At 67.3% G+C, this 23530-nt stretch carries 24 protein-coding genes and 2 tRNA genes; 16 read left to right on the top strand and 10 right to left on the bottom strand.

Features of this window, described 5'->3' with window-relative positions; all coding sequences use genetic code 11:
• The first annotated feature begins 3 nt into the window (after positions 1-3).
• From CE453_RS12440 to CE453_RS12425, 4 genes are read left to right on the top strand one after another with little or no spacing between them, the layout of a single operon-like run.
• Positions 4-1749 carry an ABC transporter substrate-binding protein gene (locus CE453_RS12440; RefSeq protein WP_089174877.1) on the top strand — a complete coding sequence of 582 codons (1746 nt, stop codon included), beginning with the start codon at positions 4-6 and terminating at the stop codon, positions 1747-1749.
• A 1-nt stretch (position 1750) separates the two neighbouring features.
• Positions 1751-2749 (top strand): ABC transporter permease, encoded by a 999-nt coding sequence (locus CE453_RS12435; RefSeq protein ID WP_089174876.1) that lies wholly within the window; start codon positions 1751-1753, stop codon positions 2747-2749.
• A 2-nt stretch (positions 2750-2751) separates the two neighbouring features.
• Positions 2752-3660, top strand: a complete 909-nt coding sequence (locus CE453_RS12430) for an ABC transporter permease (RefSeq protein WP_089174875.1) — start codon at positions 2752-2754, stop codon at positions 3658-3660.
• A 1-nt stretch (position 3661) separates the two neighbouring features.
• Positions 3662-5356 carry an ABC transporter ATP-binding protein gene (locus CE453_RS12425; RefSeq protein WP_198302328.1) on the top strand — a complete coding sequence of 565 codons (1695 nt, stop codon included), beginning with the start codon at positions 3662-3664 and terminating at the stop codon, positions 5354-5356.
• Positions 5357-5584: 228 nt separating this feature from the next.
• Here the strand turns inward: CE453_RS12425 and CE453_RS12420 are convergent.
• Together CE453_RS12420 and CE453_RS12415 are read right to left on the bottom strand one after the other, a co-directional pair.
• Positions 5585-5669 (bottom strand) — tRNA-Tyr (locus CE453_RS12420).
• 169 nt (positions 5670-5838) lie between these two features.
• Positions 5839-6393: an AAA family ATPase gene (locus CE453_RS12415; protein ID WP_089174873.1), complete on the bottom strand. Its 555-nt coding sequence runs from the start codon at positions 6391-6393 to the stop codon at positions 5839-5841.
• 102 nt (positions 6394-6495) lie between these two features.
• On the opposite strand from CE453_RS12415, the gene rlmB reads away from it, so the two are divergent.
• Positions 6496-7302 carry a 23S rRNA (guanosine(2251)-2'-O)-methyltransferase RlmB gene (gene rlmB / locus CE453_RS12410; protein ID WP_089174872.1) on the top strand — a complete coding sequence of 269 codons (807 nt, stop codon included), beginning with the start codon at positions 6496-6498 and terminating at the stop codon, positions 7300-7302.
• A gap of 6 nt (positions 7303-7308) precedes the next feature.
• Here the strand turns inward: rlmB and CE453_RS12405 are convergent, their stop codons facing one another.
• On the bottom strand, positions 7309-7842 hold the full coding sequence (locus CE453_RS12405; RefSeq protein ID WP_089174871.1) for a hypothetical protein: 534 nt from the start codon (positions 7840-7842) through the stop codon (positions 7309-7311).
• Between the two features lie 294 nt (positions 7843-8136).
• Here CE453_RS12405 and CE453_RS12400 point away from each other — a divergent pair, with 294 nt between their 5' ends.
• Positions 8137-9795, top strand: a complete 1659-nt coding sequence (locus tag CE453_RS12400) for an MFS transporter (RefSeq protein WP_089174870.1) — start codon at positions 8137-8139, stop codon at positions 9793-9795.
• 80 nt (positions 9796-9875) lie between these two features.
• Here the strand turns inward: CE453_RS12400 and chrA are convergent, their stop codons facing one another.
• On the bottom strand, positions 9876-11117 hold the full coding sequence (gene chrA, locus CE453_RS12395) for a chromate efflux transporter (RefSeq protein ID WP_089174869.1): 1242 nt from the start codon (positions 11115-11117) through the stop codon (positions 9876-9878).
• A gap of 251 nt (positions 11118-11368) precedes the next feature.
• On the opposite strand from chrA, the gene CE453_RS12390 reads away from it, so the two are divergent.
• The 6 genes from CE453_RS12390 to CE453_RS12365 all read left to right on the top strand — a co-directional run bounded on the left by CE453_RS12390 (position 11369) and on the right by CE453_RS12365 (position 15123).
• Positions 11369-11443 (top strand) — tRNA-Thr (locus tag CE453_RS12390).
• A gap of 205 nt (positions 11444-11648) precedes the next feature.
• The gene (locus CE453_RS12385) at positions 11649-11936 is read left to right on the top strand and encodes a hypothetical protein (RefSeq protein ID WP_089174868.1); all 288 of its coding nucleotides are present in this window, start codon (positions 11649-11651) and stop codon (positions 11934-11936) included.
• 78 nt (positions 11937-12014) lie between these two features.
• Positions 12015-12566: a hypothetical protein gene (locus tag CE453_RS12380; protein ID WP_089174867.1), complete on the top strand. Its 552-nt coding sequence runs from the start codon at positions 12015-12017 to the stop codon at positions 12564-12566.
• A gap of 145 nt (positions 12567-12711) precedes the next feature.
• Complete coding sequence (locus CE453_RS12375; RefSeq protein WP_089174866.1) at positions 12712-13113, top strand: hypothetical protein; 402 nt, start codon at positions 12712-12714, stop codon at positions 13111-13113.
• Between the two features lie 122 nt (positions 13114-13235).
• Entirely contained in the window at positions 13236-14219 is a 984-nt protein-coding gene (locus CE453_RS12370; protein WP_089177861.1) for an MBL fold metallo-hydrolase, read from the top strand.
• Between the two features lie 130 nt (positions 14220-14349).
• Entirely contained in the window at positions 14350-15123 is a 774-nt protein-coding gene (locus CE453_RS12365) for an NAD kinase (RefSeq protein ID WP_089174865.1), read from the top strand.
• A 16-nt stretch (positions 15124-15139) separates the two neighbouring features.
• On the opposite strand, the gene CE453_RS12360 is transcribed toward CE453_RS12365, so the two are convergent.
• Both CE453_RS12360 and CE453_RS12355 read right to left on the bottom strand, forming a co-directional pair.
• Positions 15140-16354 (bottom strand): DUF2336 domain-containing protein, encoded by a 1215-nt coding sequence (locus CE453_RS12360; protein WP_089174864.1) that lies wholly within the window; start codon positions 16352-16354, stop codon positions 15140-15142.
• Positions 16351-17409, bottom strand: coding sequence for a hypothetical protein (locus CE453_RS12355; protein WP_089174863.1), 1059 nt, complete (start codon positions 17407-17409; stop codon positions 16351-16353). The genes CE453_RS12360 and CE453_RS12355 overlap by 4 nt, the downstream gene beginning before the upstream one ends.
• Before the next feature lie 192 nt (positions 17410-17601).
• On the opposite strand from CE453_RS12355, the gene CE453_RS12350 reads away from it, so the two are divergent.
• The 3 genes from CE453_RS12350 to CE453_RS12340 are packed head-to-tail and all read left to right on the top strand — an operon-like array spanning position 17602 to position 19221.
• Positions 17602-18099: a MaoC family dehydratase gene (locus CE453_RS12350; RefSeq protein ID WP_089174862.1), complete on the top strand. Its 498-nt coding sequence runs from the start codon at positions 17602-17604 to the stop codon at positions 18097-18099.
• Between the two features lie 5 nt (positions 18100-18104).
• Positions 18105-18983 (top strand): HpcH/HpaI aldolase/citrate lyase family protein, encoded by an 879-nt coding sequence (locus CE453_RS12345; protein ID WP_089174861.1) that lies wholly within the window; start codon positions 18105-18107, stop codon positions 18981-18983.
• Between the two features lie 19 nt (positions 18984-19002).
• Entirely contained in the window at positions 19003-19221 is a 219-nt protein-coding gene (locus tag CE453_RS12340) for a heavy-metal-associated domain-containing protein (protein ID WP_157733010.1), read from the top strand.
• Between the two features lie 63 nt (positions 19222-19284).
• Here CE453_RS12340 and CE453_RS12335 read toward each other — a convergent pair whose 3' ends face one another.
• Both CE453_RS12335 and CE453_RS12330 read right to left on the bottom strand, forming a co-directional pair.
• A complete protein-coding gene (locus CE453_RS12335; protein WP_089174859.1) occupies positions 19285-19890 on the bottom strand; it encodes a flavin reductase family protein in 606 nt (201 codons plus the stop codon).
• Positions 19891-19894: 4 nt separating this feature from the next.
• Complete coding sequence (locus tag CE453_RS12330) at positions 19895-20464, bottom strand: nitroreductase family protein (RefSeq protein WP_089174858.1); 570 nt, start codon at positions 20462-20464, stop codon at positions 19895-19897.
• A gap of 103 nt (positions 20465-20567) precedes the next feature.
• Here CE453_RS12330 and CE453_RS12325 point away from each other — a divergent pair, with 103 nt between their 5' ends.
• A complete protein-coding gene (locus CE453_RS12325; protein ID WP_089174857.1) occupies positions 20568-21512 on the top strand; it encodes a hypothetical protein in 945 nt (314 codons plus the stop codon).
• A gap of 24 nt (positions 21513-21536) precedes the next feature.
• On the opposite strand, the gene CE453_RS12320 is transcribed toward CE453_RS12325, so the two are convergent.
• Positions 21537-22217: an SGNH/GDSL hydrolase family protein gene (locus CE453_RS12320; protein ID WP_089174856.1), complete on the bottom strand. Its 681-nt coding sequence runs from the start codon at positions 22215-22217 to the stop codon at positions 21537-21539.
• 68 nt (positions 22218-22285) lie between these two features.
• Positions 22286-23509: an OpgC family protein gene (locus tag CE453_RS12315; protein ID WP_157733009.1), complete on the bottom strand. Its 1224-nt coding sequence runs from the start codon at positions 23507-23509 to the stop codon at positions 22286-22288.
• Between the last annotated feature and the right edge of the window lie 21 nt (positions 23510-23530).

Genomic DNA, 23530 nt, shown 5'->3' with positions numbered 1-23530 from the left:
CCCATGGCTAGCCGCAGGCTGCTCCCAAGCCTCATGATCGGCGCAGTGTTTGCCCTGACTTCGGCCTTGGCATCGGCCCAGAACGTGCCGCGCAACCGCACGCTGATCGTCGCGGCGCAGGCGGAAGCGCCGGTCTTCCGCAATGTCGGGCTCGCCAACCCGTTCTCGATCAACAACGAGGATTATCGTGTCTCGATCATCAACATGTTCGAGCCGCTGTTCTATTACAATGTCACCGACAACAAGGTCATCCCCTGGCTGGCGACGGGCTACACTTATAACGCCGACTTCACCTCGGTAACGGTGACACTCCGCGACGGCGTGACCTGGAGCGACGGCAAGCCCTTCGGCGTCAACGACGTGCTGTTCACGCTCAACATGCTGATCGAGAACGGACGCGGCAAGAAGGACCTGCTCAACGCCGCCGCGCTGGCCGCTTCGGTGAAGGCGGTGACGAAGGTGGATGAACGAACCGTCCGCATCGATCTCAGCGAACCCGATCCACGCTTCGCCTTCAAATACCTGATCAACTATTTCGACATCGGCCTGCAATGGGTGCCCGAGCACATCTGGAAGGATGCCGGGGATCCGGCTGCGTTCCGCTTCTTCGACGTCTCCAAGGGCTGGCCGGTCACCACGAGCCCGTGGACCGTCTCCCGCTTCACCGACGCGCAAGTCTTCATCGACAGGCGCGATGACTGGTGGGCGGCCAAGGCCAAGCTCGCCCCGATGCCGGAGGTGCGGCGCATCATCACGGTCCCCGGCGGCACGCGCGATCGCATGGTCCAGCTGATCTCGACCAACCAGGCCGACATCGTCAACGACATCCAGGTGGCCGAGGTGGTGCGTCAGGTCGTAACGCAGAACCCCAAGATCACGACCTGGACGGGCAAGGAAGCGCCTTATGGCGCGCGCGACTGGTGGCCGACCTCGCTCTACTTCAACCACAAATCGGGGAAATGGTCGGATATCCGCCTGCGCCGGGCGATCGGGCACTACATCGACCGCAAGCAGATCGTCGATGTCGCCTATTCCGGCGCGGCCGAGCCGAAAGTCGATCCCTTCCCCGGCTTCGGCGCGCTCAAGCCCTATATCGACGCTATCGCCCCGGTCGCGGCCAAGTACGGCGTCGGCGTCTACGACAAGGCCAAGGGCGACGCCCTGATGGGCGAAGCCGGATACAAGAAGAACGCCGCCGGCATCTGGGAGAAGGACGGACAGCCGCTGACGGTGGTGATCGAGGCAATACCCGTGCTGAACGCGGTCGGCCCGATCGTCGCCCAGCAGCTCAAGAACGCCGGCATCGACGCCTCCTTCCGGTCGACTCCTGAAAGCCGCGCGGTCCTGCGCGACGGGCGCTTCGACCTGACGCTGTTCGGCCATCGTGGCTCGATCGCCGATCCCTATGCCACTCTCGAAATGTATCACTCCAAGAACGCGTTCGAGGTCGGTCGGCCGACATTGTTTCCGGCCCGCTGGTCGAATGCCGATTACGACAAGATCGTCGACGAGATCGGCCGGCTGGCTCCGGACAATCCGAAGGTCAAGGACCTCGTCGTCTCGGCCATGGACATCTGGATGCGCGAGGCCGTCGAGGTGCCGATCTCGGAATGGTATCACCGCGTGCCGATGAACCAGACGTACTGGACGGGATGGCCGACCAAGGACGATCCCTACATGCAGCCGACCTTCTGGTACACCTCCGGAAGCTTCGGCTACGTGCTGCCGCATCTGAAGCCGGCGCAGTGACATGCTGGTCCTGATCGGCCGGCGGATCGTGATGGTGGTCGCCGTCGTCTGGGCGGCCGCCACGCTCAACTTCTTCATCCCGCGCATCGCTCCCAAGAACCCGATCGCGGAGAAGCTGACGCAACTGGCGGGGACGTCCGGCGTCGATCCCACCAAGATCCAGGAGATGTCGCAGGCCTTCGGTGCCAGGTTCGGGCTCGACCAGCCGCTTTTCACGCAGTACCTGCGCTATATCGGCGACATGGCCCGCTTCGATTTCGGCCAGTCGATCACCAAGTATCCGGCGCGCGTGTGGGACCTGATCGGCGAGGCTCTGCCCTGGACGCTCGGCCTGATGATCACCACCACGCTGCTCGCCTTCCTCATCGGCACGCTGCTTGGCGCCGCCGCCGGCTGGTATCGTAACTCGGCGCTGCTGAGCGTGATCTCGCCGATCATCATGGTGTTCTCGGCGATCCCGTTCTACCTGCTCGGGCTGGTGCTGATCTATGTCTTCGCCTCTCGCCTGGGCTGGTTCCCGGTCTCCGGCGGCTACGGCCTCACCTCGGTCCCCGAATGGTCGTGGGACTTCGCCTACGAGGTCCTGCAGCACGCAACGCTCCCTGCGCTGTCGATCCTGATCGCCTCGGTCGGAACCTGGGCGATCGGCATGCGCGGCATGATGGTCACGGTCCAGGGCGAGGATTACATGACCTTCGCGGAAGCCAAGGGATTGAAGGCATCGCGGCTGTTCTATCGCTACGGCATGCGCAACGCCCTGCTGCCACAAATGACGGCGCTGGCACTCTATTTCGGCCAGATCGTCACCGGAGCCGTTCTGGTCGAGATCGTCTTCGCCTATCCCGGGCTCGGCTCGCTGCTTCTGGATTCGATCAAGCTCTTCGACTTCCCGACAATCTACGGCATCGTCTTCATCCTGACGCTCACCGTGGCGCTGTCCATGCTGCTCGTCGATCTCCTGTACCCCTTGCTCGACCCTCGTGCGCGGGTCGGGAGGTGACGATGGCGACCGCACGCGTTGAGGTTCGCAGCTCACAGACGGCACGGCGCGGCCCGGCCTGGCTCGGCGAGACGCTCGGCTATCTCCGCCGCAATCCGTCGATGATCGTCGGAAGTCTGCTGCTGCTTTCGCTGATCCTGTTCACCGGGCTTGGCCGGCTGATCGTCGACACGAATGCCGCCAACCCCCTCTCGGTTCCGCCGGCACAGCCGCCGGGGCCGGGCGTCCCGCTGGGCAGCGATCCGCAGGGGCGTGACATCCTGTCCGTGATGATCCTCGGCACGTGGCTGACCGTCCGCACCGGTCTCGTCGCCGGGGCGCTCGGCGTGGCCGTCGGCAGTGCGCTCGGCCTCTATGCCGGCTATGTCGGTGGACGGCGCGACAAGGTCATCACCTGGATCGTGGACGTGCTGCTCACCGTCCCGGCGATCCTGTTCCTGGTGATGATTGCCGCGGTGGTCCAGACCTCGCTCACCTCGATGGGCATGGCCCTGATCATCGCCGCGCTGGCATGGCGTCGCCCGGCGCGGCAGGTGCGCAGCCAGATGCTGGTCATTCGCAATGCCGGCTATATCGAGATGGCACGGCTGTCGGGGCTCGGCCCGCTCAGGATCATCTTCGGCGAGATCGTGCCGAACTTGCTGCCCTTCCTGATCTCGAGCTTCGTTACGGCGGTTTCCGCCGCGATCCTGGCCGGCGTCGGTCTGGAAGCCATGGGCCTCGGCCCGCAGAACGAGCCGACGCTCGGCATGACCATCTTCTGGATCATGGAGCTATCCGCCTTCCTGCGTGGCATGTGGTGGTGGATCGTGCCGCCGCTCGTCATCCTCGTCGTCCTGTTCGTCGGCCTTTACCTGGTCAATGCCGGTCTCGACGAACTCGCCAACCCGCGCTTGCGCCGGAGGGCCTGACATGAGCCTGCTGCAGGTTTCCAACCTCTCGGTCGACTTCTTCACGACCCGGCAGGTCGTCCATGCCGTGCGCGACGTTTCCTTCAATGTGGCTGCGGGCGAACGGGTCGGCCTTGTCGGCGAATCCGGTTCGGGCAAGACCACGACGGCGCTGGCGCTGATGCGCATGCTCAAGCCGCCGGGCCGGATCGTCTCGGGCTCGGCGCGCGTCGGTGATCTCGATCTGGTGGCGCTGCAGGGCCCCGCGATCCGCGCTGCACGCCTGAAGACCATCTCCTACATTCCGCAGGGCGCGATGAATTCGTTGAGCCCCGTGTTGCGGGTGCACGAGCAGATGCTGGACGGCCTTGCCGATCATGGCGTCAGGCTCTCCGCGCGGGAGGCGCAGGCCCGTGTACGCGACGCCCTCGCCGGCGTCGGCCTTTCCGCTTCCGTTGCCGATCTCTTCCCGCATCAGCTCTCCGGTGGCATGAAGCAGCGGGTCTGCATCGCCATCGCGATGATGCTGGATCCGCAGGTCATCATCGCCGACGAGCCGACCAGCGCGCTCGATGTGATCTCGCAGCGCCAAGTCATCCAGACTTTGCACGAGGCGCAGATGCGCATCGGCTGCGGCATGGTGATCATCGGGCACGATATGGGGCTCATGGCCCAGGCTACGGACCGGATCATCGTCATGAAGGATGGCCGGATCGTCGAGGATGCGCTGACGCCCCGGCTCTTCGCCGCCCCGCAACACGCCTATTCGGCCGAGCTGATCGAGAGCGTGCCGACGCTGGGCTCGCGTCCGTCGCTGCCACGCAGTGAACCTGCTGGCGCGGATGCACCCTTCCTCGACTTGTCGGGCGTCGGCAAGATTTTCGGCAGCGGGCTCCTGGGCGGCCGGACCAAGCAGGCGCTGGCGCCGATCGACCTGCGGATCGACGCCGACAGGCCGCGCGTGATCGCCGTCGTCGGTCAGTCCGGATCGGGCAAGACGACGCTGGCGCGCATCATGCTCGGCCTGGAAGCCCCGAGCGAGGGACGGTTCCGCTATCGCGGCCAGGATGTCGGCCGGCTCTCGACACCGGAACGCGCTCGCTTTCGTCGCGAGGTCCAGGCGATCTTCCAGGACCCCTACGCGTCATTCAACCCGTTCTACCGCGTCGACCACGCCCTGCTGACGCCCCTGCTCCATCTGGGCGGTGCCGAAAGCCCGGCGGAGGCGCGAGCTACGATGGAGGCCGCCTGCCGCGATGTCGGCCTTAATCCGCGCGAAGTGCTTGGCCGGTTTCCGCATGAACTGTCCGGCGGGCAGCGCCAGCGCCTGATGATCGCGCGGGCGCTCGCGCTCAAGCCGCGCCTGATCGTCGCCGATGAGCCGGTCTCGATGGTCGACGCCTCCCTGCGGATGACCATCCTGAACAATCTGCGTGCCCTGCGCCAGGAACACGCGATCTCGGTGGTCTACATCACCCACGACCTCGCCACAGCCTATCAGGTTAGCGACGAAGTCATCGTCCTCTATGACGGCCGTCTGGTCGAAGCTGGACCGCCCGAGCGCGTCATCGAGAAGCCGGAGCACCCCTATACGCAGGCGCTGGTGTCCGCGATTCCATGGCCCGACCCGGAACGTGATTGGGCACCGGCCGAGCCGGATCGCGCCTCATGGAATCGGCCGGCCGTCATCCATACCGGAGCGACGAGCATCGGCTGACGCTTCAGTCTGGTGAGTAGCCGGCCTCGCCACGCGCTCCATCAAGAAATTTGCCAAGGAACTCGCCGAGTGGCTGTCCATTGGCGGACTCGAAGCTCGCAAACGAGGGCTCAACGCCATAGTCGTCGGGCCCGGAAGATCCGCGTTATCGGCAGGAATGACAATTTCGGGAACAACTTGCGAAGCCACGCCGCTGAACGCGGCCCGATTCGCAGTTCTGATCGGAGATGGTGGGGGAAGCAGGACTCGAACCTGCGAAGGCATAGCCAGCGGATTTACAGTCCGCCCCCTTTGCCGCTCGGGACATTCCCCCGCCTGCGCCCATGACCGGCTCTGTGAGCCGCGGGCCACCGATATGTCACTCGCGTGACGACCGGCAGGCGCGGCCGGACTTATGGTGACCGGGCCGCGACGTGTCAACGGCAAAAAGACCATCGCAGCAAATTCATTGTCGGCAGCGGCCCGTTCCTGTGCAAACTCGCTCATGCCGGCGCCGCGAGATGCCTCATGACGAAGGCCACGCGCTCGGCCACGCCGGCGCGCGGCAATTCGACAAGCGCGTAACCGTATCGCGGATAGGTGGCGGCCATCGCCTCATAGGTCCTCTGCGCCTCGGCGAGATCCTGCCTGCGCTCGGCGTCCTGCGTGAAGATCTCCGGCCAGGGCGGCGCGATGAGCACGCTGCGACGGTAACGGCATTCCCGCGCCGCCTGCTCGACCGCCTGGGACGCCGGCAGTCCGCACAGGCCGAGATAGCCGGCAATGTCCGGAATGCCCCGGTCGAAGAAGACGAATCCAGCTTCGGCTCTCGCCGCTTCATGGCTGCGCAGGTCCTGCGCCAGCATCAGCGCGGCGAAGCGCTCGCGGTCGGCCCAGGGGAGCCCCCGACCGCCTGCCGCGAGCTGCTCGCGGATGACCTGCCGGCCTGCTTCCGGCATGACGGCATGGCCGGAGGCCGCGAGGGCGTCGATCAACGTGGTCTTGCCGGAACCCGGACCGCCGGTGATGACGACGAAGCGTTGGCTGGCATCTGCCATGGTTTGAACCTTTCGAAGTGGAGGAAGGGCGCGCGTATCGTTCCGCGCTGGTCAAGAGCGCCGCGCCGTGGCACGGCAGATGGAAGAATTCTGGAGAAAGCGATGGCGCCGCCATTCCGTCCCAAACAGGCCAGGCCGGCCGGCAGCAGACCGGGCGGGCACGCCCGCCGCACCGGCGCCCCGCCGCCGCATCGCCCCGGCGATATCGACGAGGCGGTGCTCTACGGCGTCCATCCCGTCGTCGAGGCCCTGCGTAATCCGCGCCGGCGCTTCCGCCGCCTGCTCGCGACCGAGAACGCGCTGCGCCGCCTCGGCGAGGAGGTCGGCGAGCTGCCGCTCGAGGCCGAGTTGGTCCGCCCTTCCGAGATCGACCGGTTGCTGACGCCCGATTCGGTGCACCAGGGTCTTTATCTCGTCTGCGATCCCCTGCCCTCGCCCGATCTCGACAGCCTCCCTGACGATGCCGTCGTCCTGGCTCTGGACCAGATCACCGACCCGCACAATGTCGGCGCGATCCTGCGTTCGGCCGCAGCCTTCGCGGCCGCGGCGGTGATCGTCACCATCCGCCATTCGCCGGCGGCGACCGGCGTGCTGGCAAAATCGGCCTCCGGCGCGCTGGAGCATGTCCCTCTCATCGCCGTACGCAATCTAGGCGATGCGCTGGAGACCTTGGGCAAGCGCGGCTTCCTGCGCCTCGGCTTCGACTCGGACGGCGATGTCGCGCTAGATGATGTCGCGCTGCGCCGCCCGCTCGTCATGGTGATGGGCGCCGAGGGCAAGGGCCTGCGCCAGCGCACCCGCGAGCTCTGCGACCACGTCGCAAGGCTCGAAGTGCCGGGCGCGATCACCAGTCTGAACGTCTCGAACGCGACGGCAATCGCGCTCTACGCCGCCAGCCGGCGCCGCTGATTCGGCTCAGCGCCCCGGCACGGTCAGCAGCAGCGCCCCGGTCTCGGCATGGGCGAAGCGCGTGCGCCGGCTGCCTTGCGATTCGGCTGCGCCGATACGGATGACCCGCGCTGCGGGTCGCAGGCGCGGTCCCTCCAGCCGGTAGATCGTCGGCTCCGGGGCCGGCCCGCGCCTGATCCCGGCGCGTGCAGGCAGATTCTCGAACGAATCGAGATCGATCGGCTGGCTCAACTCCACCGGGCGCTCGATGACGGCGATCGTGCTGTTCTCCGCTTGCGGATAGAAGAGCCAGGGATCGGCGTAGCCAAGCCCGCCCCACCCCCAGCGACGATGGACGCCGTGCCGGACTGGACCGGCGGCCTGTCGCCAGCGGGCCGCGTTCCAGACAGGCCGCGATTGCGGGTGATGGGCGGGCACTGCGGCCGTCGGATGCGGCGCTACCGCCATGGCACCGCCGCGCCCACCGGCCCGGGCTTCACCGAGGCCTAGGGTTGCAGCCAGCAACAGGCCGCAGGACAAGCCGATGACACGCAACGCCATGACGCGTCTCCCCATCCGCATCTCGCCAAGCCTCCGCTTTCGGATTATAGTCGCACCGAAGCGTCTGGCCAGCCTGCATCGGCGATCTTTCCTGCGGCCGCCTCGCCTCCATCCATAGTCTTAAGACCAACGGTGCAAGACCAAGTGCTTGATTGCGCCCGTGTCTTTCCGCGCGCAAACCTTTTTGCCGACCCGGAACGGCGCGTGATTTGCCGCTCCGGCGGCGCGGAGACCGGACCGAGGCAAGCCGGGCCGCGCCCCGCGAACGAATTCACCAAGGGGAGGCAGAACGCCATGAGCATGGCATCGCACACATCGGGGTCGGCCGCCGCGCCGCGCCCGATGACCAGGGAAGAAAGAAAGGTCATCGTCGCCTCGTCGGCCGGTACGGTCTTCGAGTGGTACGACTTCTATCTGGCCGGCTCTCTCGCCGCCAACATCGCGCAGACCTTCGTGCCCGGCGACAACGATACGGCAAAGTTCATCTTCGTGCTGTTCGGCTTCGCCGCTGGCTTCGCGGTGCGCCCCTTCGGCGCGCTGTTCTTCGGCCGCCTCGGAGACATGATCGGCCGCAAATACACCTTCCTCGTCACCATGGTGGTGATGGGCCTCTCCACCTTCGTCGTCGGCCTGCTGCCGAGCTTCCAGAGCATCGGTTACGCTGCCCCCGCAATCTTCATCGCCTGTCGCCTGTTGCAGGGCCTCGCGCTCGGCGGCGAATACGGCGGTGCCGCGACCTATGTCGCCGAGCACGCCCCGATGGGCCGCCGCGGCTTCTACACTTCCTGGATCCAGACCACGGCAACGGTCGGCCTCTTCCTCTCGCTGATCGTCATCCTGGTCCTGCGCCTCAGCATGACGCCCGAAGCCTTCGCGGCCTGGGGCTGGCGCGTTCCGTTCCTGCTCTCGATCATCCTGCTCGGCTTCTCGGTCTGGATCCGTCTTCAGCTCGCCGAATCGCCGGCCTTCCTGCGGATGAAGGAAGAAGGCACCCACTCCAAGGCCCCGCTGACGGAAGCCTTCGGCACCTGGGCCAACGCCAAGATCGGCCTCATCGCCCTGCTCGGCGGCACCGCCGGCCAGGCCGTGGTCTGGTACACCGGCCAGTTCTACGCGCTGTTCTTCCTGACCCAGACGCTGAAGATGGACGGCACCACCGCGAACCTACTGATCGCGCTGTCGCTGCTGCTTGGCACGCCGTTCTTCATCTTCTTCGGCTGGCTCTCGGACAAGATCGGCCGCAAGCCGATCCTGCTGGCGGGCTGCCTGATCGCCGCGCTGACCTACTTCCCGCTGTTCACGATGCTCGCGAACACGGTGAACCCGAAGCTCACTAGCGCGACCGAGAACGTCAAGCTCGTCCTCACCGCCGATCCGGCCGAGTGCGGCACGCTCTTCGACCCCGTCGGCGTGCGGACCTTCACCAAGCCCTGCGACGTCGTCCGCCGCACCCTGGCGACCAATTCGATCCACTACGAACTGGCCGCCGGTCCGGCTGGCTCGCCGCTCAAGGCGACCATCAACGGCGCGGATGCCCCGAGCGGAGCGAGCGAACTCGTCGCCGCGGCCCAGGCTGCCGGCTATCCCAAGGCGGGTGACGCCACCATCCTGAAGACCCCCTCGATCGGTCAGGTTCTCACGGATGGTCGCGCCCTGAAGGCCACCGGCATCCTGTTCCTGCTCGTGCTCTTCGTGACGATGGTCTACGGCCCGATCGCCGCGCTGCTGGTCGAACTCTTCCCGACCCGCATCCGCTACTCGGGCATGTCGCTGCCCTACCACATCGGCAATGGCTGGTTCGGCGGCTTCCTGCCTCCGACGGCCTTCGCCATCGTGGCGGCCAGCGGCAACATCTTCTCGGGTCTCTGGTATCCGATCATCGTGGCGCTGGGCACCTTCGTGATCGGCCTGCTCTTCCTGCCCGAGACGAAGGACCGCGACATCCTGAAGTAAACTTCGCTTCAGCAGCGAATGAGGCCCCGCCCGCAAGGGCGGGGCTTTTTTTCATGGACCCGGCGGTTCCGGACTGCCTCTCAAAGCAGGGCGAGGCCGACGCCGCTCGCCGCGGTCAGCACGACGACGACCCAGGGCCGCGTCTTCCAGACCGTGAGCAGGACGAAACCGATGAGTGCCACCGCGAAGTCGCGCGGGTTCAGCACCGCCCCTGTCCAGACCGGATCGTAGAGGGCCGAGGCCAGAATGCCGACGACCGCCGCGTTGGCACCGCGCATCATCGCCTGCGCCAGCGGGTGGCGGCGCAGGTCGTTCCAGAACGGAAGCGCACCCGTGACCAGCAGCAACCCCGGCGCGAAGATGGCGACGAGGCAGATCGCCGCGCCGGCAAGGCCGTTGGGCGGCGGCGTCATGGCGGCACCCAGGAAGGCCGCAAAGCTGAACAGCGGGCCAGGAACGGCCTGGGCGGCGCCGTACCCTGCCAGGAAGGCGTCCGGACCGATCCAGCCGGGTGGCACCACGGCTGCTTCCAGCAGCGGCAGAACGACATGGCCGCCGCCGAACACCAGCGCCCCGGCCCGGTAGAAGGCGTCGAACAGCGCGACGCCGTGCAGCCCACTCGTCGCCGATGCCAGCGGCAACCCGGCAAGAAGCAGGACGAACAGTGCTAGGTTGAGCAAACCGACCCATCTCGCGATCGGAAACGCCAGATGGCTTGGGCTCACCGCCTGCTGATCCCGGCACAGCCACAGCCCCAGCAGGCCGCCGAGCAGGATCGCCGCGATCTGGCCGGGCGCTCCGGCGGCAAAGACGACGACCAGTACGCAGAGGAGCGCGATGGCTGCCCGCGGCTTGTCGGGCGTAAGCGAGCACGCCATCCCCCAGACCGCCTGCGCCACGACCGCGACGGCGACCAGTTTCAGGCCGTGGATCAGCCCCGCCCCGACGGCTCCGCCAAAGGCGCTCGCCCCGAAGGCGAAGAGGATCAGAAGCGCGGCCGAGGGCAGCGTGAAGGCGCACCAGGCCGCCAGCGCGCCCAGCGGCCCGCCTCTCAGCAGGCCAAGCGCGAAACCGACCTGGCTCGAGGCCGGGCCGGGCAGGAACTGACAGAGGGCGACGAGATCGGCATAGCCAGCTTCGTCGATCCACCGGCGCCGCAGCACGAGCTCGTCCCGGAAGTAGCCGAGATGGGCGATGGGTCCGCCGAAGGAAGTCAGGCCGAGCTTGAGGAAGGCGCGAAAAACTTCGCCGGGGCCGCCCGCGACTGTTCCGATGGCCGTATCCTCCGCTCCATTCGGTCGGAAAGAAGAAGAAGAATTCATGGTGCCGGGCACTCTGCGCATCCGCTGACGACAGGCTGGTGAAACGCTTTAGCGCGAAGGCGTGCGCCCGTGGAAGCCGCGGAACATCTCCCGAGAAACGCCTGACCGGAAGGACACTCCGAACGAGAGACCTCGGCGTTTCGGGTAACCGCTCCGCTTGCTCTCCCGGCCGCCGGCTGGTAACCGGCTAGGAGCCGTCGACGGATCCGTTCCGCGATGGTGGCCGGCCGGCCTCGCGGCCGGAATACGGCGCCGGCGTAGCACAGCGGTAGTGCAGCGGTTTTGTAAACCGAAGGTCGGGAGTTCGATCCTCTCCGCCGGCACCATCTTTCCCTCGCCGCCCCTGCCGGTCTCCGTGGAACGGGTCGTTCCCGTGGGGCAACCGAGCTCGCAGGGGAACGGTTTTCGCCGGCGGGAACCCGCATGATCCACTCTGCGTCGTAGAGATGGATGGCACCTCGCCGGTGATATACTGGCGAACGCCGGCCAGCCCGGCCGAAGCCGCTTGCGCACCATCCCGTGGAGGCACTGATGAAACGCATTGCAGTCGCGCTGCTTCTGGTCGCGAGCACGCAGGTCGCCGTCGCCCAGTCGCGTCCGTCGACCACGACCCGCCCTTGCGCCGCCAGTCGCCAGGATGTCCTTGCGCGCGGAGCGATCGTGCTCGGCACCGGCGGGCAGACCTATGATCGCTTCGTCCGGGATCGCAGCTTCTGCCAGTTCGACGAGATCCTCGAGCCGGCCTGGGTCCCAAGCCGCGACGTCCCAGCCTGTTTCGTCGGTTATCGCTGCAAGGTCGGCACCTTCTGGGACGATTGAGACGAACTGCCCGAAGGGAACACCCCGTCGCGCTGGCCGTTGTTTCCGTTGGGGTGAGTTCTACAAGGGAGGTGCGCCATGCGTCGCCTGTTCCTGATCGCGGCTGCGGTGACGCCGCTGCTCCTTGCGGCCGGCACCGAGGCCATGGCCCAGCAGCGTGTCGGCGGCCATGGCTTCCGCGCCGGCGGTTTTCACGGTGGCGGAGGCTTCGGCGGTTGGCGCGGCTCGTCCGGCTGGCGTGGAGCCGCCGGCTGGCACGGTGGCACCGGCTGGCGAGGCGCCTATCGCGGCAACGTCTTTCCCAGCGCCGGAGCCTGGCGCGGCGGCTACTACCGGCCGCATTACCGTCGCTGGGGTGGCTACCCCGGCTGGGGCTGGGGTGCTGGTCTCGCCACCGCTGCGACGATCGGCGCTCTCACGACCTATCCCGCCTATCCGGATTACTATGATTACCCCGCCTACCCGGCTTACCCGGTCTATCCGGCCTACGAGGCCGTCCCTGCGGCCAACGGCGGGCAATGCAGCACACCGGTCAAGATCTGCACGCTCTACGAGCGGGCGCCGCTGGGCATCGGTTGCTCCTGCCGCGTTCCCGGCGGGCGAGCGCGCGGGACCGTCGTCGGCCCCTGATCGTCGAAGGCAGGGAGAGATCGTCCGGGTCGCGGCCCGCATCGAAAGCTGGCCGCGGCCCGCCGCCATGCGATAAGATGGTTCGGAATTGTGGACCGGATCCCGTGCTGCGGCAGCCGGTTTTCTGATCGTGTTGCGGAACCGAATGGACGACCGGAATCATCTTCTGGCGCTGGCGGAGCGTTGTGAGGCCTCCAGCAAGCCCAACCGCGAACTCGACGCCGACATCTATGAGGCGCTGGGTTTCACGGTGCGGCGCAAGCCGACGCGGCTCGCCACGCGGCGTACGCCCGCGGGCGGCATCTACCAGCAGGGCAGCTTCTGGAAATCGCTCGGCGCGGTCAGCGCAGACATCGACGTGGCCGTCTCGTTGCTGCGCGAAAAGGCACCCGGCTGGAGCTGGAGCCTGCAATGCCTGGCGTCCGACGACAGTCTCGCCTTCCAGGCCCTGGTGGCGGAATGTTCCGGGCAGGGCGTCATGGGCTCGCTCGCGCTCTGCGCCGCCATGCTGCGGGCACTGGCGCGCAAGGAGCCGGATGTCGGCTAGCGGATGAGCATTTCGTGGCAACGGCCTCGTCCCTCACGGAAACTTGACCTCGAGCCGCGCCGCGGCAGTTGAACGCGCCGCCCGCGCCGCTACCTTCCTCCGCCATGAGCGAGGAGGAGATCATGCAGAGCTTTCGTTTGTCGCGACGCAGCGCCCTTGCCGGCACGGGGGCGCTCGCTGCCGCCGCAGCGCTCGGCTTGCCCACCCTCTCCCAGGCCCAGGCCCAAGCCCCCACGAACGGCCAGGCTCCCGGCTTCTATCGCTACAAGATCGGCGACGTCACCCTGACCGCGATCCATGACGGCTTCGGCAAGCGCCCGCTCGAAGGCTTCGTGCGCAATGCCGAGCTGGCGGATGTGAAGAAGGCGATGGCGGCGGCGTTCCTGCCGCAGGATGCGCTCCAGGTCACCTTCACGACGCTGGCAATCCAGCAGGGCGGCAAGCTGACGCTGATAGACACCGGCAACGGCGATTCCGGCGCTCCGACCTCCGGAACCTGGATGGCGAACTTCACGGCCGCCGGCCTCGATCCCAAGGATGTCTCGACGGTCGTCTTCAGCCATTTCCACGGCGACCATATCAACGGATTCCGCCTCAAGAACGGCTCCGCCGTCTTCCCGAATGCGGAGGCGATGGTGCCCGCGGCCGAATGGGCGTTCTGGATGGACGATGCGAAGATGAATGCCGCACCGGAAGGCATGAAGGGCGCCTTCGCCGGGGTGCGCCGTGTCTTCGGCCCCGTCGCCAAGGATGTGAGGCAGTTCGAACCCGGCAAGGAGATCCTGCCGGGCCTCACGCCGATCGCCGCCCCCGGCCATACGCCGGGCCACACCGTCTTCGCACTCGCTTCCGGCAACGACCGGATGATGATCATGTCGGACACGACCAATCACCCGGCCCTCTTCGTCCGCAATCCGGACTGGTCGGCGGTGTTCGACATGGACGGCCCGCAAGCGGCTGCGACGCGCCGCAAGCTGCTCGACATGGTCTCGGCCGAGCGCATGCAGGTAGCATTCTACCATGCCCCCTTCCCCGCCACCGGCTTCATCGCCAAGGACGGCAGCGGTTTCGAGATGGTGCCGGTGCAGTGGAGCTCGGCACTCTGAGCCGCGCGTCGCGCTTGCGCGGAAGGCCGGGTCCGCCCGGCCTTTTTTTGTTGCGGGTGTGTCTCGCGACTTTCCGCAGGCCCGTGCTAAGTCGGGAGAGATCCGCAGGCCCGCCGCTTCAGGACCCGTCATGACCGAGCGATTCGGCGCGATATCCTTCGTCGCCAGCGAAACCCCGGAAGCCGAGACCGCCCTCGCCAAGCTGGTGGAGCGCTACGGCAATGCCGACCCGGCCAAGGCGGACGTCATCGTCGCGCTCGGCGGCGACGGCTTGATGCTCCAGACCCTGCACCGCTTTCTCGGCACCGGCACGCCGATCTACGGCATGAACCGCGGCTCCGTCGGCTTCCTGATGAACGAGTACAGGGAACGCGGCCTGAGCAAGCGTCTGGAAGCCGCGCAGCGCAGCGTCGTGCACCCGCTGTCGATGCATGCCATCGAGCGCCAGGGCGGCCGGGTCGAGGCCAAGGCGATCAACGAGGTCTCGCTGCTGCGCCGCTCCTATCAGGCCGCCAAGCTCCGGATTTCCGTCGATGGCCAGGTCCGGCTCTCCGAGCTGATCGCCGACGGCGTGCTGCTGGCGACGCCGGCCGGCTCGACCGCCTACAATCTCTCAGCCAACGGCCCGATCCTGCCGCTCGACGCGCCCCTGCTCGCCCTGACGCCGATCTCGGCCTTCCGGCCGCGGCGCTGGCGCGGGGCTCTGTTGCCCGATTATGCCAAGGTGACGATCGAGGTGCTGGAGGCCGACAAGCGCCCGGTCAGCGCCGTCGCCGACCACACCCAGATCGACGAGGTCGCATCGGTCTCCATCGAGATCGATCGAACGGTCGACCTGGTGATGCTGCACGACCCCGGCCATAGCCTGGACGAGCGCATCCTGCGCGAGCAGTTCGGCTACTAGAGCCTTTTTCCGATCGTCAGGCGGCGTCGCGCAGATCGCCGCTCTCAAGCTCGATCAGGAAGGACGGATCGGCCTCGACCAGCAGGGCGAAGGCTGCGTCATCGGCCAGGGAATCCGCCATCAGCCGCGCTTCCTCGCGCGCGGCCTCGGCATCCATGCGTCGCAGCAGCGCCATCAGCGCATCGGCTTCCGGCCCTTCCATCGCTTCGCAGGCGCAAAGAACTTGCCGCAACAGGTCCCGGTCCATGCCATGGCGCGCACTGCCCGCATCGAAGCCGCGCGCATTCAGCGCCAGAACGGCGGCGACGAAGGCAGGCTCGAGAGCCAGCGGCAACCCGGCCTTGCGGCAAAGTGCCTTGAGACCGGCGCCGCGCCGGTCGCGCAGCAGCGCCGCGACACGGACAGTCGGCAGCTCCGACAACGCCACGAACGCGGCTTCCGCCAGCGCCGGCTCGCCGCTCAGCAACGAGCGCAGCATCAGCCCCGGTGTCAGCCGACCGGTGGCGCGCAGCACCTCGACGATCGCAGGCGCATCGGTCGCCTCGCCGCCGGCCGCCAGCGCGACGGCGACACGCTCGGTCGATTCGCGTGCGAGCCGCGCACTGCGCTCAGGCGTCAGCCAACCGCAGCCGGAGACGAAATGCGCCAGCGCGTCGGAAACCCGCGTCGCGATCACCTGCCGCAGACCGGGTGGCAGGTCGGCACGTTCCAGCAGCATCTCGCGAAGCGCTCCGCTATCGCCGGAGCGCTCGACCATCCGCTCGAAGGAAAAATCCGGAATCTCCGCCGTCCGATTGCCGGCTAGCGTCAGCAGAGCCTCCTCGCAGCCGACTTCCGCCAATGCCGCGGCGACGCCGGCCGTCAGGTAGCGGCGCATGGCGATGGCGCGCTGCGCCAGCACATCACCGACGGCGGCGGCATCGACGAGATCGGCCTCGGTCAGCACCGGCGAATGCGCCAGCACCAGCGCCGCGACGTCGCCCTGCTCGGCGATGAGCCCGAGCGCGAGATTGCGCGGTGTGCGCGGCGATGGCGCCATCTCCTCCGCGATCGCGCGGCGCACCAGCGGCGAAGGGTCGTCGATCAGCGCGATCAGGGCCGTCTCGGCCTCCTGCTGGTCCTCCGGCGAGAGGTTCGAGCGCAGATAGGCCCCGGCGAGCGCAGCGGCGCCGGACGCACGTGCCTCGGCAGGAGCCGTGCGGGCCCAGAGCAGAAACCGCCGAACGATCATGCACCGCTCCGCTGCATCATGAAGGAGGAGAGGTCGAGCGGCCCGCGGCGCGCCTTGCCCGCGCGTGCAACACTCTCGGCTGGAGCGGCGAGATCGGTCGGCCGCGTCGGCGGCAGCGGCGCCGCCACCGCCTTGCCCTGTGCGGCCGCGCTCGCGGAACCGGCAGCCTCGGCAGCGGAGGACGAGGCATCGCTCTTGACCCGTGGGAAGTAGCGCTCGGCGCCTTCCAGAGACGCCATGCGGGTACCGTTGGCACGCGGCGTCGTCCAGAGATTCGCGACGGCCTGCGAGACCGGCGCACGCGAGCCGCCGGTCGAGAACAGCCCGATCAGCCCATGCGCCCGCCCGGGCTGCAGTGCCGCGGCGATCTCGGCCACTGGAGTATCATCCGTTCCCGCGTTCGCATTCGTCGCGGATGCAGCCATCTGGGTGCTGGCATGGCTGGCGGCGAGCGCGCCATAAACCTCCTGGACGCTGCGCGCCCGGCCGGCCTTGTCGTAGAAGATTCCGCGATTGGCGGCGGCCGCCTCGGGGAAATCGCGGGCGGCGACGCGGCCTGGGTCGCTCGCAGCCGCACGGATGAGGTCGGCCGCACCGCGCGCGCCCAGCACATGCGCCATGTAGAGCTCGCCCGCCTGCGGCTGGCGCCCGAGGGTGCCGGCGAGCTGGTCGCGGTTCTTCTGGGTCAGCGCCCCCGCCATCACGGCGGAGACCTGCGGGTCGTTGCGCAACTGCAGGATCTTCTCGCGCAGCGCCGGATCGGCGACGGTGAGCCGGCCGCCGCTTTCGCTGATCGCGTCGGCGTAGTTCTGCAGGCCCTGCTTCGGCCCCTCCTGCTTCACCATCGACAGCCAGGTCTGCTCGATGAACTGGAAGAGCCCGGTCGCGCTCGACGATTTCGCCTTGGCGTCCGGTGTCAGCGCCGATTCCCGCTGCGCCGTCTTGAGCAGGTAATCGAAGCCCGTCCCTGTCCGCTCCGCGCCCTCGCGGATGGCGCTGACGACCGGATTGGCAGGTTGTGTCTCGCGGCTCGGCGGGGTGGTGAAAAGGAACATCGGCGGTCTCGACGCGCCGCGCCGCGAAGCTGCGGGGACGCGCCACAAGATTGCCTCCATTATGGTAAGCGAAGGGTTAAGGCCCTGCCGGCGCCGGTTAACCGGATGCTTTCCGCTTCCCTCCCGGCAGAACGCCCTTTACGACTTTTCGCGCCGGCTCACTGGCCGGCATCTTTGATGCGGAGAATGTCGATGGCCGAACTGGTGCGTCACAAGCGCGGCGGGATCTATTTCGAGGATTTCCAGGTCGGTGCCGTCATCGAGCACGGCCTGACGCGGACCGTCACGCAGATGGACAACATGCTGTTCTCCAACATGACGCTCAACCCGCAACCCCTTCATATCGACGCGCATTTCTGTGCGACGGAGACCGAGTGGGGCAAGCCGCTGATGAACTCGCTGTTCACGCTGGGGCTGATGATCGGCATCTCGGTGAACGACACCACCGTCGGCACCACCATCGGCAATCTCGGCATGACCGACGTCGCTTTCCCGGCCCCGCTCTTCGAGGGCGACACGGTGAACTGCACCACCGAGATCGTCGCCAAGCGCGAGTCGCGCTCGCGCCCCGACGCCGGCATCGTCGAGTTTCTCCATAAGGCCTACAAGCAGGATGGCACGCTGGTCGCCCAGTGCCGGCGCCAGGCCTTCATGCGCAAGCACCCCGCCCCTGCCACGGTCGCGGTCTGACCCGGATGCGCTCGCTCCTGTTCGTGCCGGGCGACAGCCCGAAGAAGCAGCAGAAGGGCCTGGAGAGCGGCGCCGACGCGCTGATCCTCGACCTCGAGGACTCCGTGGCGCTCGACGCCAAGCCGCAGGCTCGCACCGTCACGCGCGATTTCCTGGATGCGGCACAGGCCCTGCCGAACCGCCCCTTCCTGATCGTACGGATCAACGCCCTTGCCACCGGCCTGAGCGATGCCGATCTCGACGCGGTGATGCCCGGCGCGCCGGACGCGATCATGCTGCCGAAATCGGAAGGCGGCGTCGATGTCGGCCATCTCGCTGCCAAGATCGCGGTGCGCGAGGCGGAAGCCGAGCTTCCGGACGGCACGACGCGCATCCTCCCGATCGCCACCGAGAACGGCAAGGGCGTCTTCGGGCTCGGCACCTACGCCCGCGCCTCGCACCGGCTGATGGCGCTGACCTGGGGCGCCGAGGACCTTTCCGCCGATCTCGGCGCCGAGACCAACCGGCTGGAGAACGGCAGCTATACCGACCCCTACCGCCTGGCCCGCACGCTGACGCTGTTCGGCGCAAGCGCGGCCCAGGTGGATGCGATCGACAGTGTCTTCACCAATTTCCGGGACGAGGCCGGGCTCAGGGCGGAATGCATCGCCGCCCGCCGGGACGGCTTCACCGGCAAGATGGCGATCCATCCGGCGCAAATCGCCCCGATCAACGAGATCTTCGCGCCCTCGCCTGAATCGCTCGCCAAGGCCGAGCAGATCATCGCGCTCTTTGCCGCCAATCCGGGCGCGGGCGTGATCGGCCTTCAGGGTGAAATGCTGGATCGCCCGCATCTGATCCGGGCCGAGCGGCTTGTCGCCCGCGCTCGCAAACTGGCTGAATGATCGGCCGGAGATGATTCCAATGACTCAGGTTTTCGAGGTTTCCGGCATGCATTGCGGCGGCTGTGCCTCCCGCGTCGAGCGCGCCGCGACGGCCCTGGCACCGGGCGCCAAGGTCACGCTCGATCCGCCGCGTCTGACGTTGCCGGAAGGCGCGAATATCGACGCCGCGGCGATCAACAAGACGCTGGCCGAACTCGGCGACTACCGGGTGAAGGGGCCGGTGGTCGACGGCGGCTGACGAGCCCGGAGCATCGGGCCAAGACCGATCATCGTGATTGCGTCCGAATGGACGCGCGATGATCTACCCGCCCGCGGGCCGCTGCAGCGAGAACAGGCGTGTCACCTCGGCATAGTCGGCATAGCCGCAGCGGGCGACCGGATTTGCGCCTGCGGTGTCGAAGCGCCCGTCCTTGACATAGGCGTCGTCGATGAAGGTTCCGACGACCTGGCCGATCACCATCCAGCGCGGTACCTCGTTCCCATCGACGTCCTTGAGCTGCTGGATCGAGACGGACTTGCACTCCAGCGCCGCCGGCGTGCCCGCGACCCGGGGCGGCTTGACGAAGCGCGACGGCGCCATGGCGAGCCCGGCATGGGGGTATTCGCTCTGCCCGCGCGGCAGCGGCGCCGAGGTCAGGTTCATCTGCTGCATCAATGCGCCCGAGACCAGCGAACAGGTGAATTCGCCCGTCTCCTCGATGAAGGCGACCGCGTCCTTCTTGTTTTCCGAGGAGAACATGACGAGGTTCGGCCGCGAGGAGATCGCGTTGAAGAAGCTGTAGGGCGAGAGATTGACCTCGCCCTTGGCGCTCAACGCCGTGATCCAGCCGATCGGCCGCGGCGCGACGATCGCCTTGAACGGATCATGCGCGAAGCCGAGATCGTCCCGCGTCGCCGAGTAGATCATCGCGTCAGCTCCCGTAGTAGCTGACGATATCGGCCATCACCGGCCGGTCGCGATCGCTGATCGGCGCGGTCGGCGTGCCGATATGGACGAATCCGGCCATGCGCTCGTCGGCGGCGAGGCCGAAGGCGGTCAGCACCTCGCGGTCGAAGGAAAACCAGTTCGTCAGCCAGGAGCCGGCATAGCCCATGGCATAGGCGCCGACGAGCATCGTCATGCAGACCGCGCCCGCCGACAATTCCTGCTCCCAGAGCGGAATCTTGACGTGTTCGCGCGCCCGCGACACCACCCCGACGATGACGGGCGCATGGGTCAGCCGCTTGCGCTCGAACTCGACCTGCTCCTCGCTGGCCTGCGGGTTGCGTTCGCGGAAAACCCGCGCCACCACCTCGGCCGCCTGGTTGCGGGCGTCGCCCTTGAAGACGATGAAGCGCCAGGGCGCGAGCTTGCCGTGGTCGGGAACGCGCGCGGCGATGGCAAGGAGCTCGTCGAGCTGCGCCCCTTCGGGGCCGGGAGCGGTGAGGAACTGCGGCGGCACCGAGCGACGCAGCTTGAGCAGGGAGAGCGTATCGGTCATGAAGCATCCGATCTATGGCGGTGATCGTGACCTATGCCTTTGCCATGATGAGGACAAGCGAGCCTGCTCATACATCACGGCAAGGGCGTTGAGGACGAAATGCATGTTTGAACTGGATGGCTTCGAAGCTGGCCGCCGCGCCCTCGGCGTGCTTGGCTTGCTCGCGGCCCTGCTCGCCCCCTCGCTCGCGCCTGCCCAGATTCCGCCGCCCCGGCCGGAAGAGGCGCAGCCGGCTCAGACGCCCGGCGATCCCCCCGCCCCGCAGCCCGCTCCGCAGCAGCCCGGCTGGCCGGCCGCCGCCGTCCAGCTTTCGCTCGGCGCCCAGTTCGCCAATGACCGCAAGCCGATCCGCTCCGGGCTGAACTGGCGTGTTCTCGCCGAAACCGCGGACGGTTCGGCGCCGCGCATCGTCGCCCGCTCCACCAGCGCCAATCCGAGCTTCTCGCTGCTGCCGGGCAGCTACATCGTGCACGCGGCCTATGGCTTCGCCAGCGGCACGAAGCGCATCACGCTCGGCTCCCAGGGGCTGAACGATCAGGTGACGATCAGCGCCGGCGCCCTCACGCTGGCAGGCTCGATCGGCGATACGCCGATCCCGGCGGCCCAGCTCACCTTCCAGGTCTTCGTGCCGCTGCAAGGCAACTCCGAAGGGCGCCTCGTCACCAATGGCGCCAAGGCCGGCGATCTCATCCGCCTGCCGGAAGGCACCTATCACGTCGTCTCGACCTATGGCGATTCCAACGCCATCCAGCGTGCCGACGTCCGTGTCGAGACCGGCAAGGTCACCGATGCGACGCTGCATCACCGCGCCGCCAAGGTGACGCTGAAGCTCGTCGCCGCCGCAGGTGGAGAAGCCTTCGCCGGCACCGCCTTCAGCGTGCTGACGCCGGGTGGCGACGTCATCCGCGAGGCGATCGGCGCTTTCCCCCAGGTGATCCTGGCCGAGGGCGACTATGTGCTGATCGCCCGGCAGGAGGGTCAGGTCTATTCGCGCGACTTCAAGGTCGAATCCGGCGTCGACCGCGACATCGAGGTCCTGGCGAAGTAGCGGATCCGGTCGGGCGCGCCGCCACTAATCGACCCGCCCCATCCTGCCCATTGTCTGGATCTTGATCTCGCCGACAGCCGACACGATGCCATCGGCGATGCGCGAGGCGAGGCAGCGATAGCCCGCATCGACGAGGTGCAGCCCGTTCATGCCGACGAGCTCCTCCTCGGTGAACTGCTTCGAGCGCGACCAGCCCTTCATCATCGCATAGCGCGGGAACAGCGAAACGCCCTGCTGCTCCGCCGTCTTCGCCAGCACGGCCCGGTATTCGTCGAAATGCGGGTAGCGCCCTTCCCGCGCGAGCCAGGGCAGGTCCATCAGGATCATGTCGATGCCAGCGGCCCGTGCCTTGGCGATGCCCTTGCGCAGGATCTTGGCGAGCTTTTCCTCGCCGATGTCCCGGATCGCGTCGTTGACCACCGTCTGCCAGATCACCACCGAAGGCTTTTCGTCGATGACGTCGCTGTCCATCCTGAGCAGCATGTCATAGGCCGACTGGCCGCCGATGCCCTTGTTGATGACCCGCACCTCCACCCCCGGCAGCCGCCGGCGCAGCTCGCTCTGAAGGACGAAGGGATAACTCCTGTCCTCGGCGCTGGCGCCGGAACCCGCGGTGGTGGAGGAGCCGAGTGCGACGATCGTCAGGCGCCCCGTCTCCTGGATCGCCTTGCGCGCCGCCGGAATGATCGGATGGAATGGCTGCATCGCCCCAGCGCGGCAGCGTGTGTCCACCGAGGCTGGCGAAACGGGGGGCGCGGCCGAGCCGAGCGAGGTCAGCGCGGCGAGAAAGATGGCCGCTGTGCCTGCGCGCCAGACGCCTCGACAGGCTCCGCGCGCTGATCGCGACTCGTGATCGAACGGTACCACGACAGGAAAATCCCTAGCCCTGTCAACACTGTAACGCCGCCGGCGCAAAGCAGCAACTGAACGTCCAGGGCGAACGACGTTTCCGCAAGCACGATCTGCCCGATGATCGCCAGCACGATACCAACGCAGAAGACATGCAGGGAGTTGCGTCCCGAGCAGGCCAGAGCCCGCCCGACCACCGAGCGCGTGAGCATTCCGCTGGCCGGCAGCCAGCGAATGGCGAGCCAGGCCAGGGCCCCGAGATGCAGGAGCCGGCTCCAGGCGAGATTGGTCTTGTCGGAGCCGAGCTGAACGGAGTCGAACCAGTCGTTCAGCATGGCGACGCCGGTCGGATTGCCGACCGGGATCTTCACCACCCAGGCAAAGACGAGGAAGGCGATGGCAACCGCGTCGAGCCAACGCAGCTGGGGCGCCGTGATCCCGAGTTGCGCCGCGCGGCCGAGGATGACGCCAAGCGTGAAGATCACCTGCCAGGCGAACGGGTTGAAGAACCAGTGGCCGCCGGAATTGGGCAGGTTGAGCTCGAGGGCCAGCGCCACCTGCCAGACGAGCAACGAGCAGGTCAGCGTCAGTGCCGGGCTGAAGCGCACGCCGTAATAGATCGCCGGGAACAGCGCCAGCAGCACGATATAGAGCGGCAGGATGTCGAGATAGGATGGCTGGTAGGTCAGCGTCAGCGCGCCGATCAGCGCATCGACCGTGTCGCGGAAGAACGGCTGGATGTTGATCGCCTCGATATAGAGGGGGTTCTGCGTCCGCGTCACCGCGATGGCGATCACGCCGCAGACGAGGATGAACACTGCCATATGGGCGATGTAGAGCGTCCAGATCCGCGCGCCGAGCTTCAGCGCAGCGACCGGGAAGCCGCGTGTTTCGATCAGCCCGCCATAGGCCAGCGTCGCCGAGACTCCGGCCAGCAGCACGAAGGCGTCGGCACCGTCGGAGAAGCCGAAATTATTCGGCATATAGGCCGAGACCACGTTCCCCGGCATGTGGTTGATGAAGATGATCAGCAGCGCCAGTCCGCGGATCATGTCGATCCGGATGTCGCGCCCCGACGGCCGACGCGACACGCCTTCGGCGCGGCGGCCGAACAGCATGAAGCGCTTGAATGACGGGTCTGACGACACGGAAGGCAGTCCCTTGGCAGG

Source organism: Bosea sp. AS-1 (assembly GCF_002220095.1).
Classification (GTDB): Bacteria; Pseudomonadota; Alphaproteobacteria; order Rhizobiales; family Beijerinckiaceae; genus Allobosea.
The sequence above is the reverse complement of the archived record's forward strand: the minus strand, read 5'-3'. Positions and strand labels throughout refer to the sequence as shown.